The organism is Leifsonia sp. GW821-FHT13C05 (assembly GCF_058806515.1).
In genome coordinates this window covers 145,033-158,437 of sequence record NZ_JBXAPT010000004.1, presented here as the reverse complement: position 1 = coordinate 158,437, position 13,405 = coordinate 145,033, and the positions used below count along the sequence as shown (strand labels likewise).

Here is a 13,405-nt window from a genome sequence, read left to right as displayed (position 1 = left end):
TTTAGGCGGCCCCTCCAAGGAATCCGTCGTATGAATCTGGGATCTCGATGTTCTGATTTAAAAGGCTCAGGAGGAAGGCATTGCGGAAGGCGCGCAGGTCCGCGAGCTCAGACACGGTGGCGTCGATCTCTTCGGAGAACGCCTTCACCGCACTACCGATCAGCTCCTGATCCTTCCTTTCAATTGGCACCGAGACTTCGATTTTGCCGAGGTTGGCACTCGAAATCCGTGTGACCTTAGTGCCCGCTGCGTACTGGACTTTCTGTTGGTGGAACTCCGGCGAGAAGAACAGACACCCCGCAAATACCGGATCGAGGCCATGCTTGAAGATGTTTGCATCGTCGTGCACCGCCGCGTCGTCCTCCCCCAGCCAGACCGTGGCGTTCCCTAGGTCCTCGACGTTCTCGCTTGTTGCAGCGATGACTACGTCACCGGGGCTTGCAAGACGCATCCGATCGCGAAAGTTCTCAGGTAGATAGGTCAGCGCTTCGGTCGTGATTAGACCCAGGTCGGTATGGATCTGCCCGTAATGGACCGCGCTCAACCCTGATTCCACGTAATCAGCCTTGGTGAACCGTCGACCGCGAATGAACTTGCCAACCTCATCCAGCCGCTTCACCGGCCAGTTCGACCCGCCCTGTCCAAGCAGTCGGCTAATGAGGGGCCCTTGAGCGGCGCGAGCGCTTTTCACTTCCGCTTCCATGGCCTTGATCTGCTCGTCCAACGCCGTCACAATGTCGCTGAGACGCTCCTGCTCAGGGAGAGACGGAATCAGGACACGCGCAGCTTGAAACACTGGCAACGTTGTTCGGCGGCGGCGCTCGATCGATCCCACGGCGGTCCTGTTGAAGTAGGGGAGAAGCAGACCGCTAGTCAATACCAGCCCCCAGTAACGAGCATCCTGCTCCGCGCGTGCACGAAACACCGGGTACACGGGTGAGGTGACCCCAGGCGTCTCGCCTTGCCACTGGCCGATTGCCCCGTTCCACAGCAGGTATGGGTTCCATACGATGTCTTGAGGCTGAACGACCTTGTACTTCGTCGTATCCTCGGTGGCGATCCGCTTCTTGAAGATCTCAGTCTGCGGCACAACTCCCCGACCTTCTGAGACTGAAAGCACGAGATCGATGTCGCCGCAGGCATTTCGCGCGCCAGCTTCGACGAGCACGTCGGCGAGAGTTCCTTCACTCCATTCACTCATCAGCGCTCAGCCCAAATCCACTCACATCGATGCCGGTAGCTGCAAGCTTGCCAATGAGGAGCTGCTCTGCCGACCTGCGGCGTTCACGTGCCGCAGCGTAGTCGGCGAGGGCGGTTTCGAATTCGACGACTGCCTGAGCCGCACCCTTGACATACCGACCCATGTTGAGGTCGAACCCGTTTTCACGGATCTCGTCAAGACCGACGAGTCGTACGGTGCCCTCGCCATCGGGGTCCTCCGCGGTGCGGTACGCGTGAACAATTGCATCGACATCGTCGGCGCTCATGACGTTCCGATTTTTACTCGGCTGAACTCGCGCGGAGCCGTCGATGAATAGCACGTGCTTCTCGCGGTTGGGTGACTTCACGGCGCGGAAAACAAGAATGCATGCCGGAATGGGGGTTGAGTAGAACAAGTTCGGCGGCAGCGTGATGACCGCCTCAAGCAGATCCTTCTCAACTAGGCACCGGCGGATCTGCCCCTCCGCGTTGCCGCGGAAAAGCACGCCGTTCGGCATGACGACACCCACTCGACCCTTACGCGGATCCATCGACGAGATCATGTGCTGAACGAAGGCGTAATCGCCGCTTTGTGCTGGCGGCACTCCGCAGATCGCACGTGGATCCGAGGCCCAGCGGTCGGCTCCCCAGTTCTTGAGCGAGAACGGCGGATTGGCGATGACCGCGTCGAACGTCCGCACCGCGCCAGCGGTGTCCTTAAAAGCCGGAGCCCGGAGCGTGTCGCCCCGTTTGATGTCGAAGTCCTCGATCTCGTGAAGGAAGAGGTTCATTCGGGCGATCGAGGCCGTCGTCAGGTTGATTTCCTGGCCATACGCCCTGAGAGTTCGATGATCCTTGCCTTGCTCGCGCAGCTGATTGATGGTCGCCACGAGCATGCCACCCGAGCCGCAAGTCGGGTCGTAGACGCTCTCACCGGGCTCTGGCTCTAGGATTCCGACCAGCAAATTCACGACCTCGCGCGGAGTGAAGAACTCACCGGCCTTCTTACCGGATTCGTCGGCGAAGTTCTTCAGTAGATACTCGTACCCCGCGCCGAGCAGGTCATGCGACACCGTCACCGGGTTCAGGTCGACTTCGTTGAAGGCGCTGATCAGACTCAGCAACGCAGCCTCCGGAATGCGGTCCTTGTCGGCCCACGGGGCGTCGCCAAACACACGCGCGAGCGAGCGGGGGTTGGCCTTTTCAATCCGGCGGAATGTCTTCCCGATTTCGGCACCAAGGTTCGTCACCGCGACGGTGACTTCACTCCACAGGGTGCCCGACGGCATCTCGAACCGATGGAAGTCCGCCTCGATCTCATCGTCGAGGTCGTCGCCATACTCCTCGACGGCCTCGTCGTGCTCGAACACCCAGGTGTCGCTGATCCACTTCCAAAACAGCATCGGGAACACGTAGTTCTTAAAGTCTGCGGGATCGACTGGGCCTCGCAGTGCATTCGCCGCTTTATCAAGTTTGGACTCGAGGGTGGACTGGGCGATCAGGCTCATGGTGCTCCTTGGGGCGGGTTCGACAAAAACGCGCGCCGAGTCGGCTGCCGGGCGGCACAGCATTTTTGCTCGTCACAACGCTATCGACTGCAGGACTCGTTACATGTGCGACTGGCGGTGAAGATCGGGTCGCTCGTCTCCCCCGTTCGGTGGACAGCGATAGTGAGTTCGCTCACCGCGTCGCGTGATGAGCCGGCATTCTTTAGACCACGCGCCAGACTGCGGGCAGGCATTGGCGTAGTCGTGTCAGGTCCTAGAAACAAGACAGGCGGCTCGAGAAGAGCGAAATGGCCTAACGGAAAGGGAGGAAGGAGCGACGAGAAAGCGAGGGGAACGGGAGCGGAATAGAGAAGTGAGGAATACAGACGGAACACTCCCCGCTGTCGCGCACCGCGCAGGGCACGTTCGTTGAAGTGGACCTGAAGATCGCGAACACGGGAAACAGTGCCGCGACCTTCATCGTGATCTACGTGAAGCTCGTCGCCACCGGCAAGACCTACGACGCCGACCCGACCGTGACCCTGTACGTCAGTCCGGACCAGAATGCGTGGGTCGCTGGGATCAACCGGGGCAACGCCATCCAAGGCCCCATCCTCTTCGACGTCCCCGCCGGCCCGAAGGCGGCGAGCATCCAGGTCAGCGACAACGCGTTCTCCAAGGGACAGACGATCACGCTGGTTTGACAGACCGGCGGCGGGCGGAACCCGAACGGCCCGCCACCTTCGTCCCGGGCCGCATCGGGGTGGTGCCGTGAACACCGACGGTGATCTGAAAGACTGGCCCACGTGTGGGACACGTTCGTACCCGACCTGATCGTCACGGTAATCGGCGCATCGCTGACTGTCACCATCGCTGCCTTGACGTTCGTTGTGAGTAGGCGATATCGAGAAACGCAAGCGCTGAACCTTCTTGTGCAGGAACTGCACCATCGACGCGCGCTCATTCAGATCGACACCCTCATGGAAGTGCACAACGCCGAACAGAGCGATGACTTTGCGCGAGTGAATGCCAGCGTTCTGAGTATGAGGGACTCGGTCAGAGATGCTCGAGGCCTCTCGCGCCAGATTGCGAGCGTCCAGCTGCCGCTTTCGGGCATGACCAGCGCGTGCAATCGCTACCTCGAGCTAGCCAGCCGACACCCCAGCCGCTACTGGTTCTTCCTGATGGACTTGCGTGCCGATATCAAAGGCCAAGTCTCCGAGCTAGCGAAGAACAACCGCCGCGTGGCCGAACTCGAGCCGGGTGCAGGTTCCCTATGAGCGGCGAGTCCTGCAATGCCCTTAGAGCTTCTTAGAGTTTTTTGGCGTGTGTGTGGGCAAATTGTGGGCAAATCCTGAATAGCGATCGTTATCTAGTTCCGGAATTGCGCCTCTGACCAGCATTTTCTCCGCACCCAGAAAGTGCCCCTGGAGGGACTCGAACCCCCAACCTTCTCCTTAGGACGGAGCAGCTCTTCCATTGAGCTACAGAGGCTGACCGGACCACTCTACCGGGGGCCGCGATCCAGCGCGAAACGGGCGGGCGGCGCGTCAGGCTGCTGGGGCGAGGTAGTCGCTCCAGTCGGGCTGGGCCACCTCGGTGCCGCGCACCACCCAGGAGGCGTCGTGGGGCACGCGCGGCGTGAACGCGAGGGTCCAGTTCATCTCGGCGGGGGTGTGGTTGCCTTTGACGTTGTTGCAGCGGAGGCAGCAGGCGACGAGGTTTTCCCAGCTGTCGGCACCGCCGCGGGAGCGTGGGAGGACGTGGTCGATCGTGGTGGCCGACTTTCCGCAGTATGCGCAGCGGTGCGCATCCCGGCGGAGGACGCCGCGGCGGCTCACGGGGACGGCGCGGCCGCGCGGGATGCGGACGTAGCGGGTGAGGAGGATGACCGACGGGCGCTCGTAGCTGGCGGAGATGCCCCAGACCGGGTGGGCCTGGTCGATCGACAAGACCGTCGCTTTCTGGTTCATCACGAGCACGATGGCGCGTTTGAAGGAGACGACCGCCAGGGGTTCGTAGCCGGCATTGAGGACCAGTGTCTTCATCGTGGACCTTCCTGGAAAACAAAAAGGGCACTGTCCGTGCGGACAGCGCCCAGTGAAACGGCGGCATGGTGGCGGCAGGCCACGAAGGGGCGGCGGCAGGCCACGGTGTGGTGACGACAGGCGAGGAAGTCGTGGTGGCGGGCTATCAGCTCGTCGACGGCGAGAGTGGATGCGGCCACAGCGGATGCGGCGACAGGAGATGCGGCGCCCGCTCCCGCGAAACGGCCGCGCTCTAGCCAGGAAGTCACCCTGCGCGGCTCGGCCATCGCACTCCCGGATCTCTCGCGGTGCGAACATCCAACGCGTGGACATTCACGGTTTCAGGGGATCAGAGTAACGCAGAAACGGCGCACCACATATTCGTGGCGCGCCGCTCGCGGTCCGCGTTACGCGGAGTTCACGTTCCGTTCGGGTCCTGGAAGCCTCAGGAACCGGTCGAAACGAGGTGTCAGATGCCCAGACGGACGATGTAGTAGTCGCTCGTCCAGATGGGGCGGATGGAGATGCTGCGGCCGGTGTCCGGCGCGTCCATGATGTTGCCGTTTCCGGCGTAGAAGCCGTCGTGGCCGGGCATGATGACCAGGTCGCCCGGCTGGGCGTCCGCGATCGAGATGCGCTTGCCCATCGCCGCCTGGCCGGAGACCGAGTGCGGCAGGGAGATCCCGAACTGGGCGTAGACGTACATGACGTAGCCCGAGCAGTCGAAGCCGGCGGGCGTCGAGCCGCCGAAGACGTACGGGGTGCCGATGTACTGCTGCGCGACCGAGAACACCTGCGGGAGGCTGAAGCTGGGGTACGGAGGGTTGGCCAGGAAGTCGGTGACCGACGGGCCGGAATAGCTGGCGTAGCTCGCGAACGAGACGGCGGCCTGCTGGCGGGCCAGCTCTGCGGCCTTGGCCGCCTTGGCTGCCGACAGCTCCTGCTCGCTGGTGGCGGTGGCCGCGTCGCGGGCGACGGCTGCCGCTGCGACGGCCTGCGGGACCTCGACACTCTGCGGCTGAGCCTTCTTCATGCTGTCCACGGCGCTGCTCTTGAACTGCGCGGTGTCTGCACCCTGCGGGTTGAACGCATAGGCGGGGATCGCCATCGTGGCGATGAGACCGGCGGCGAGGGTCATGACGGCGACGTTGATCACGCCGCCCTTGACCTTCTTGCTCGTCTTCTTGTCCGCGGGCTTCCGGAACGCGGTTCCGGAGGTGGGCTCGACGGCCGTCTGGCGCACCGGCGCGCGGCGCACGGAGCGGCGGGACGCGAGGTCGGAGGGTGCAGGGGTCGAGCTATTCGGGTTTGCGGGGCGCTCTTCAGAGCCGGGTGTACCTAATAGTGCCAAGGTTTGAACCTCCTGCGCTCCAACAGCACTAGGTAGCTGCCCCGTCCCGGATGCTTATAGCTTGGCTTCGCGAACCAGGAGACAGGAGTGGGGGGTGGAGCGTCCCGGTTCGGGTCCTGTGGCCGGCTTCTGGCCCGTCGGACTCGTTAGAGACTACGGGACGACCCCCGCTTTGTCACATCCTTTTGCCGATATTTTAACAAGTCGGTAACGGAAATCAGGCCTCGACGAAGATGTGCGCTGCGAGTTCGTTGGGGAGTTCCAGCCCGTTCTCGTAGCCGTCGATCTGCACGGCGACGTACGAGCCTGCCGGAGTGAATGTCCCGGTCGAGCCCGGAAAAACGCCGGCCTGCTTGAGCTGCAGCAGCAGCTCGGGGTCGACCTGGGCGGGCTCGCCGAGGCGCTTGATCCTGGCAGAAACCCCCGAACTGTTGCCCACGACGACATCCACGAGGTTGGTGAGGCCCTCGGTGGTGGGCGACTCGATGTCGCCCAGCTCGTCCAGGCCAGGGATGGGGTTGCCGTACGGCGACTCGGTCGGGTGCCCGAGCATGGTGAGCAGCTTGCGCTCGACCTGCTCGCTCATCACGTGCTCCCAGCGGCAGGCCTCTTCGTGCACGTACTCCCACTCGAGCTCGATCACATCGCTGAGCAGGCGCTCGGCCAGGCGGTGCTTGCGCATCACGTGGACGGCCTTGCGGCGCCCGTCGTCGGTGAGTTCGAGGTGGCGGTCGCCGGAGACGACGACGAGGCCGTCCCGTTCCATGCGGCCGACAGTCTGGGAGACGGTCGGGCCTGAGTGGCCGAGACGCTCCGAGATGCGCGCACGCAGCGGGACGATGTTGTCCTCTTCCAATTCCAGGATGGTGCGAAGGTACATCTCGGTCGTATCGATCAGGTCGGTCATCAACCCTCCAGCTGTTGTCACGCGTATGTCCAGTAGAGCCTACTTGGTGCCGGTGACAGCGGGCTGTAGCCACGGCAGGAGTCGACCGACAGGGGTTCCAACAGCCAATAGACTCTGGATATGCCGGATGTGACGATTCCCACTGATCTGCTGCCCGCCGACGGACGATTCGGATGCGGCCCATCCAAGGTCCGCCAGGAGCAGGTGTCCTACCTCGCCGGTGCCGGAGCGCAGCTTCTCGGCACCTCGCACCGCCAGGCTCCGATCAAGAACCTCGTCGGCCGCGTGCGCGACGGGCTCGGCGAGCTGTTCCACATCCCGGACGGCTACGAAGTCGTCCTCGGCAACGGCGGCTCGACCGCGTTTTGGGACGCCGCGGCGTTCTCCCTGATCGAGAAGCGCAGCCAGAACCTCGTCTTCGGCGAGTTCGGCGGCAAGTTCGCCGCCGCCGCGAAGACCCCGTGGCTGGATGCGCCCCAGATCATCGACGCCCCTGCGGGTTCGCGCAGCGAGGCGCAGGCGGCTGCGGGCATCGACGTGTACGCCTGGCCGCACAACGAGACCTCCACCGGCGTCATGGCGCCCGTGAAGCGCGTGCACGGCGACGACGGCGCCCTCACGGTGATCGACGCGACCAGCGCGGCGGGCGGCGTCGACATCGACGCAGCGGAGTCGGACATCTACTACTTCGCCCCGCAGAAGAACTTCGCGTCGGACGGCGGCCTCTGGCTCGCCCTCTTCTCCCCCGCCGCCATCGAGCGGGTCGAGCGGATCGCGGCGAGCGACAGGTACATCCCGGAGTTCCTCAGCATCAAGAACGCGATCGACAACTCGCGCCTCAACCAGACGCTGAACACCCCGGCCGTCTCCACGCTGGTGCTGCTCGAGAACCAGATCCAGTGGATGAACGACAACGGCGGTCTCGCCTGGGCAGACGCCCGCACGGCGGAGTCCTCGAATGCGCTCTACAGCTGGGCGGAGGGCGTGGAGTACGCGACGCCGTTCGTCGCCGATCCTTCGCACCGCTCGCAGGTCGTCGTCACGATCGACTTCGACGACGCGGTCGACGCATCTGCCGTCGCCAAGATCCTGCGCGCCAACGGCGTGGTCGACACGGAGCCGTACCGCAAGCTCGGCCGCAACCAGCTGCGCGTCGCGACGTTCACGGCCATCGAGCCGGACGATGTCCGCGCCCTGATCGGCTGCATCGAGTACGTCGTCGGCCAGCTGGGCTGAGCGGCAGACACCGTGCGCCTCTGGCTCCGCGACGACGAGCGACGGCCTGATCCTGTCCCCGTGAAGACGGACGACAGGAAGGCCGTGCTCGTCGGGCTAGGCCTGTGGCTGGTCGCCCTCGTCGTGACGCTGGTCTTCTTCCGTCAGCTGAGCGCCTCCGGAGACGGCTGGTGGCTCTGGACCGTCATCGTCGGTCTCGGACTCGGCCTCGTCGGCCTCGGATACCTCACCGTCAAACGCCGCTGAGTCGTCGTCGATGTCTGAGTCGTCGGAGTCGTCCGCGTCGTCGTACGACTCGTCCGCGCTCTCGATGTCGACGCCGTCGAGGTCGTCCGGGTGCAGGTCGTGCACGTCGTGCTCGCCGTCCTCGTCCTCGTCCTCGAAGTCGTCGTCCGTCTCGTCGTCGTCGTCGACGTCGAGCTCGTCGTCCGCCTCGTCATCGTCGTCGCCCGCGTCGGCCTCCGCCGCCGCGATGGCCTCCTGGGAGGCCTGGTACTCCGCGAGCCGCTCCGACCACGGCACCCAATCCGGGGCGAGCAGGGCGCGCTCGCCCGGCATCAGCTCCGCCTCGAGCACGCTCGGTGCGGACTCGTCGTCGATGCGCGACAGCGTGACCGTCCAGTGCCAGCCCGGATACCCGGACATGGTGCACTCGAACAGCAGGGAGAGCACGTGCTCCCCCTCCACGATGTGGCCGGCGGGCGCGCCGATGGTGGCCGCCGGCGTGATCTCCTTCAGCGCATCCAGCGCCTGGGCGACGGATGCGAGGAGCACGTCGTCCGGGACGGTCCAGACGGGAGCGTCCTCGACCGGCGCCGACGCGGCCTCCGAAGACTCGGTGGTCGCGTCGACGTCCGTCTCGTTCTCGGTGTCAGGCATCCAGGTCGTCCGCAACCCGGCGCAGCACGGCGGCGATCTTCGCGCCGTGCGCCTTGTCCGGGTACTTGCCCCGCTTGAGGTTCGCGCCGATGCCGTCGAGCAGCTTCACGAGGTCTTCGACGATGATCGCCATGTCGTCCGCGGACTTGCGGCTCATCTTCACGAGGCTGGGCGGGGCGTCGAGGACGCGCACCGACAGTGCCTGGGCGCCGCGCTTGCCGTCGGCGATGCCGAACTCGAGGCGGGTTCCCGCTTTCACGACGGCACCTGCCGGCAGGGCGGAGGCGTGCAGGAAGACTTCTTGGCCGTCATCGGAGCTGATGAAGCCGAAGCCTTTCTCGTCGTCGTAGAACTTGACCTTGCCGGTTGGCATGGGAACCTCATTTCACATGGGGGATCGTATGACCAACCTCAATTATCCTTGATTTCGTGACCCAGCAGACCCCACAGGCGGCAAGCCGCCTCCAGCGCATCCTGTCGTACATCATTGCGGCACTCGTGATCATCTCTTTGGTCTGCATCGCAGCCGTCCTGATCGGCTCCGCTCTCGGCGGAATGCCGGAGCAGGGTTCCGGCCAGGGCATCTGGCCCGTGGTGTTCGTCCTGCCGATGATCGGCCTGTCCGTTTCCTTCGTCCTGGTGATCGTGCTCATCGTCATCACCGGGCGTCAGCGCAGCAAAGCGGCGAAGGCTGCGACCCGCACGGACAAGCGGTAGGCCGGCGGACGGCAGGGCTGGTCCAGCGCCCATGACGAACACGCTCGCCCTGGCAGCACGCCTGCGGGCGATGCCGGACGAGTCCATCGTCCACGTCCTGCGCGAGCGGACCATCCGCCGCGCGGGCGTCTCCGACTTCTTCGACCTCGCAGACGCCCTCCTCGACCGGGACTCCGTGCAGCGCGCGCTGTCCGGGCTCGACCGCACGAGGCTGGCCGTCCTGGTGACGCTCGGTCGCGCATCCACCCCGTTGGATGCGTCCCAGGTCGCTGCAGCGCTCTCCGGCGCCGCCGCCACCCCCGGCATCGACGCCGCTGCCGCTCAGGAGGCGCTGGACGCCGTCTCCGGCCTCATCCTCGCCCATCCGGACTCCGGCGCGTTCTCGGCGTACGAGGCCGTCACGGCGCAGCTGGCCGCCTGGCCAGGCCTCGGCCTGCCGTCTCCGGATGCGCTCCTCGCCGAGCCGGCGCCGCCCGCGCTGGCCGCCGTCCCGGACACCGAGCGCCGGTTCACGGACCGGCTGGCCGCCGAGCGCGCCTTCGACGCCGTCACCGCCGTCTCCGAGCTGATCGCCGAACTCTTCCGCGAGGGCGCGCGCGAGCTGCAGAAGGGCGGCCTCGCCCTGCCGGCGAGCAAGCGCATCGCCGGGGCCCTGGCCGTGGACGTGTCCGTGGTCCCCACCGTGTTCTCCGTCGCATCCCGTGCCGGCCTCGTCGCGCTGGAGGACGCCGTCTGGCTGCCGACGGAGGCCGCGACCGACTGGCAGCACTCCCCCACCGCCGACCGCTGGCGCGCCCTCGCCGCCGCCTGGCAGGACGCCCTCCCGGACGACCTGCGCCGCATCCTCTCCGGACGCAGTAGGGCGGCCTGGGGCGAGAGCCTGCGCGAGTACGTCGCCTGGCTGTACCCCGCCGGCCGCGAGCTGGCCGAGGAGCGGGTCGCGGCGTACACGCGCGACGCGGAGTGGCTCGGCGTGACGGCGCACCAGGCGCCGAGCAGCGCCGGTTGCGCCCTGGTCGAGGACGGTCCGGACGCCGCGGCCGACACCGTGCGCGAGCTGTTCCCCGCCGAGGTGGACAAGGTCTACCTGCAGCACGACCTCACCATCGTCGCCCCCGGCCCGCTCGAACCGGCCATCGACGGACGACTGCGCGGCATGGCCGACGTCGAGAGCAGGGCGCTCGCATCCACGTTCCGGGTGTCGGCCGCCACCATAGACCGTGCGATCACCGCGGGTGAGACGGCGGAGAGCATCCACGCGTTCCTCGCGGAGATCTCGCTGACCGGGGTGCCCCAGCCGCTCGACTACCTGGTGCGGGATGCGGCCGAACGGTACGGCCGCGTGCGCGTGCGCTCCCTCGGCGACGACGGGCGGATGCGGTCGGCGGTGGTCTCGTCCGACGCGACGCTGCTGACCACCATCCAGGTCGACCAGTCGCTCAGCGCGCTCGGGCTCGTCCGCGCGGCGGAGGACAGGCTGGAGAGCCGGTTTGCCCGGGATGTGGTGTTCTGGGCGATCAGCGACGCCCGGTATCCGGTGGCCGCGGAGGACGCGGACGGGAACGTGGAGGCGCTGCGCCGGCAGAGGGTCGCGCATCCCCGGGCCGTCCAGCGCGCCGACCAGGAGGCGGCGCTCGTCGCCCGCCTGCGCGAGGCGGACGACACCGCCGACGAGAGCACGGGAGAGCAGTGGCTGACCCGGCAGCTCGACCTGGCCATCCGGGGCAGGCAACTGGTGGTGGTCGAGGTGACGATGCCCGACGGCCGCGTGGTCGACTACCTGCTGGAGCCGACCGGCGTCGGCGGCGGGCGCCTCCGCGGCCGCGACCGCGCCGCGGACATCGAGCGCACCCTCCCGCTCTCCAGCGTCACCGGCCTCCGCCCCGCCGACTGACCCGGCTGGGAAGGGCGCAAGGAAAGCGGGCGTAGACTCAGCGGTTATGTCAGATGGCCCCCTGATCGTCCAGAGCGACCGCACCGTCCTGCTGGAGGTCGCGCATCCATCGGCCGAAGACGCACGGCACGACCTCGCCGTGTTCGCTGAGCTGGAACGCGCACCCGAGCACATCCACACGTACCGGATCACCCGCCTCGGGCTGTGGAACGCCCGCGCGGCCGGGCACACCGCGGAGGACATGCTCGGCACGCTGGAGCGGTACTCGAAGTTCCCCATCCCGCAGACCGTGTCCGTCGACATGGCGGAGACCGTCGCGCGCTACGGCAGGCTCGTGATCGAGCGCGACGACGACGGCGTGCTGCTGCTGCGCTCCACCGACCTGCCGGTGCTCACCGAGGTGGCCGGGGCGAAGCGGATCGCGCCGCTGCTGCTCGAACGACGGGATGCAGACACCTTCGTGGTCGAGGCGTGGGCGCGCGGCCAGCTCAAGCAGGAGCTGGTGAAGCTCGGCTGGCCGGCAGAGGACCTCGCGGGATACACGCCGGGCACCCCGCATCCGATCGACCTGCTGGAGGACGGCTGGAAGCTGCGCGACTACCAGCACAAGGCGGTCGACAACTTCTTCGACGGCGGCTCCGGCGTGGTCGTGCTGCCGTGTGGCGCGGGCAAGACCCTGGTCGGCGCCGGCGCGATGGCGACCGCGAAGACCACGACGCTCATCCTGGTCACCAACACCGTCTCGGCCCGTCAGTGGCGCGACGAACTGCTCAAGCGCACCACGCTGACCGCCGAGGAGATCGGCGAATACTCGGGCCAGGTGAAGGAGGTCAAGCCGGTCACCATCGCCACCTACCAGATCCTCACCGCCAAGCGGAAAGGCGAGTACGCGCACCTCGCGCTGCTCGACGCGATGGACTGGGGCCTCGTGGTCTACGACGAGGTGCACCTGCTGCCCGCCCCGGTGTTCAAGCTGACCGCCGAACTGCAGGCCCGCCGCCGCCTCGGCCTCACCGCCACGCTGGTGCGCGAGGACGGCAGGGAGGGCGACGTGTTCAGCCTCATCGGCCCCAAGCGCTTCGACGCCCCGTGGAAGGAGATCGAGGCCCAGGGCTTCATCTCCCCCGCCGCCTGCTACGAGGTGCGCATCGACCTGCCCGCCTCCGACCGCCTCAGCTACGCCGCTGCCGCCGACGACGAGCGCTACCGCCTCGCGGCCACGGCCCCCGCCAAACTGGATGTGGTGCGCCAGCTGGTCGAGCGCCACAAGGGAGAGCGCATCCTGGTCATCGGCCAGTACCTCGACCAGATCGACGAGCTGGCGGAGGCCCTGGATGCGCCGTCGCTCACGGGCGCGACCCCGGTGGACGAGCGCGAACGGCTCTACCAGGAGTTTCGCGAGGGCACGACGGAGGTGCTGGTGGTGAGCAAGGTCGCCAACTTCTCGGTCGACCTGCCCGAGGCGACGGTCGCCATCCAGGTGTCAGGCTCCTACGGCTCCCGCCAGGAGGAGGCGCAGCGCCTCGGACGGCTGCTGCGGCCGAAGGAGTCCGGCCTGTCCGCCAACTTCTACACGCTGGTGTCGCGCGACACGGTCGACCAGGACTTCGCACAGAACCGGCAGCGGTTCCTGGCGGAGCAGGGGTACTCGTACACGATCCTGGATGCGCACGCGCTGGCGGCGTAGGCGGGGGTAGCCGGGTGCAG

At 66.5% G+C, this 13,405-nt stretch carries 13 protein-coding genes, 1 tRNA gene and 1 pseudogene; 7 read left to right on the top strand and 8 right to left on the bottom strand.

What is annotated here, in order from left to right; all coding sequences use genetic code 11:
• Window position 1: 1 nt before the first annotated feature.
• Both AC1ROC_RS13015 and AC1ROC_RS13010 read right to left on the bottom strand, forming a co-directional pair.
• Entirely contained in the window at window positions 2-1,168 is a 1,167-nt protein-coding gene (locus tag AC1ROC_RS13015; RefSeq protein WP_493000615.1) for a restriction endonuclease subunit S, read from the bottom strand.
• A gap of 25 nt (window positions 1,169-1,193) precedes the next feature.
• Window positions 1,194-2,708: a type I restriction-modification system subunit M gene (locus AC1ROC_RS13010; protein WP_493000612.1), complete on the bottom strand. Its 1,515-nt coding sequence runs from the start codon at window positions 2,706-2,708 to the stop codon at window positions 1,194-1,196.
• Window positions 2,709-3,067: 359 nt separating this feature from the next.
• Here AC1ROC_RS13010 and AC1ROC_RS13005 point away from each other — a divergent pair, with 359 nt between their 5' ends.
• Both AC1ROC_RS13005 and AC1ROC_RS13000 read left to right on the top strand, forming a co-directional pair.
• Window positions 3,068-3,391 (top strand): DUF4352 domain-containing protein, encoded by a 324-nt coding sequence (locus AC1ROC_RS13005; protein WP_493000842.1) that lies wholly within the window; start codon window positions 3,068-3,070, stop codon window positions 3,389-3,391.
• Window positions 3,392-3,493: 102 nt separating this feature from the next.
• Window positions 3,494-3,967, top strand: a complete 474-nt coding sequence (locus AC1ROC_RS13000) for a DUF6650 family protein (protein WP_493000610.1) — start codon at window positions 3,494-3,496, stop codon at window positions 3,965-3,967.
• 142 nt (window positions 3,968-4,109) lie between these two features.
• Here the strand turns inward: AC1ROC_RS13000 and AC1ROC_RS12995 are convergent.
• The 4 genes from AC1ROC_RS12995 to AC1ROC_RS12980 all read right to left on the bottom strand — a co-directional run bounded on the left by AC1ROC_RS12995 (window position 4,110) and on the right by AC1ROC_RS12980 (window position 6,972).
• Window positions 4,110-4,181 (bottom strand) — tRNA-Arg (locus AC1ROC_RS12995).
• A gap of 56 nt (window positions 4,182-4,237) precedes the next feature.
• Complete coding sequence (locus AC1ROC_RS12990; RefSeq protein WP_085370730.1) at window positions 4,238-4,735, bottom strand: HNH endonuclease; 498 nt, start codon at window positions 4,733-4,735, stop codon at window positions 4,238-4,240.
• 448 nt (window positions 4,736-5,183) lie between these two features.
• Complete coding sequence (locus AC1ROC_RS12985; RefSeq protein ID WP_493000608.1) at window positions 5,184-5,972, bottom strand: C40 family peptidase; 789 nt, start codon at window positions 5,970-5,972, stop codon at window positions 5,184-5,186.
• 310 nt (window positions 5,973-6,282) lie between these two features.
• Window positions 6,283-6,972 carry an iron-dependent transcriptional repressor DtxR gene (locus tag AC1ROC_RS12980; protein WP_085370731.1) on the bottom strand — a complete coding sequence of 230 codons (690 nt, stop codon included), beginning with the start codon at window positions 6,970-6,972 and terminating at the stop codon, window positions 6,283-6,285.
• Window positions 6,973-7,092: 120 nt separating this feature from the next.
• Between AC1ROC_RS12980 and serC the strand changes: the two genes are divergently transcribed.
• The gene (gene serC / locus AC1ROC_RS12975; protein WP_493000606.1) at window positions 7,093-8,208 is read left to right on the top strand and encodes a phosphoserine transaminase; all 1,116 of its coding nucleotides are present in this window, start codon (window positions 7,093-7,095) and stop codon (window positions 8,206-8,208) included.
• A gap of 12 nt (window positions 8,209-8,220) precedes the next feature.
• A complete protein-coding gene (locus AC1ROC_RS12970) occupies window positions 8,221-8,454 on the top strand; it encodes a DUF2530 domain-containing protein (protein ID WP_493000604.1) in 234 nt (77 codons plus the stop codon).
• Between the two features lie 159 nt (window positions 8,455-8,613).
• Here AC1ROC_RS12970 and AC1ROC_RS12965 read toward each other — a convergent pair.
• Together AC1ROC_RS12965 and AC1ROC_RS12960 are read right to left on the bottom strand one after the other, a co-directional pair.
• A pseudogene (locus AC1ROC_RS12965) lies at window positions 8,614-9,087 on the bottom strand (DUF3027 domain-containing protein); the annotation flags it as partial.
• A complete protein-coding gene (locus tag AC1ROC_RS12960; RefSeq protein ID WP_085370734.1) occupies window positions 9,080-9,460 on the bottom strand; it encodes a cold-shock protein in 381 nt (126 codons plus the stop codon). The gene AC1ROC_RS12960 and the pseudogene AC1ROC_RS12965, both read right to left, overlap by 8 nt.
• 56 nt (window positions 9,461-9,516) lie before the next feature.
• Between AC1ROC_RS12960 and AC1ROC_RS12955 the strand changes: the two genes are divergently transcribed.
• The 3 genes from AC1ROC_RS12955 to AC1ROC_RS12945 are packed head-to-tail and all read left to right on the top strand — an operon-like array spanning window position 9,517 to window position 13,385.
• A complete protein-coding gene (locus AC1ROC_RS12955) occupies window positions 9,517-9,804 on the top strand; it encodes a hypothetical protein (RefSeq protein WP_085370735.1) in 288 nt (95 codons plus the stop codon).
• A 31-nt stretch (window positions 9,805-9,835) separates the two neighbouring features.
• Window positions 9,836-11,698, top strand: a complete 1,863-nt coding sequence (locus AC1ROC_RS12950; RefSeq protein ID WP_493000601.1) for a helicase-associated domain-containing protein — start codon at window positions 9,836-9,838, stop codon at window positions 11,696-11,698.
• A gap of 46 nt (window positions 11,699-11,744) precedes the next feature.
• A complete protein-coding gene (locus tag AC1ROC_RS12945; RefSeq protein ID WP_085370737.1) occupies window positions 11,745-13,385 on the top strand; it encodes a DNA repair helicase XPB in 1,641 nt (546 codons plus the stop codon).
• The last annotated feature ends 20 nt before the right edge of the window (window positions 13,386-13,405 follow it).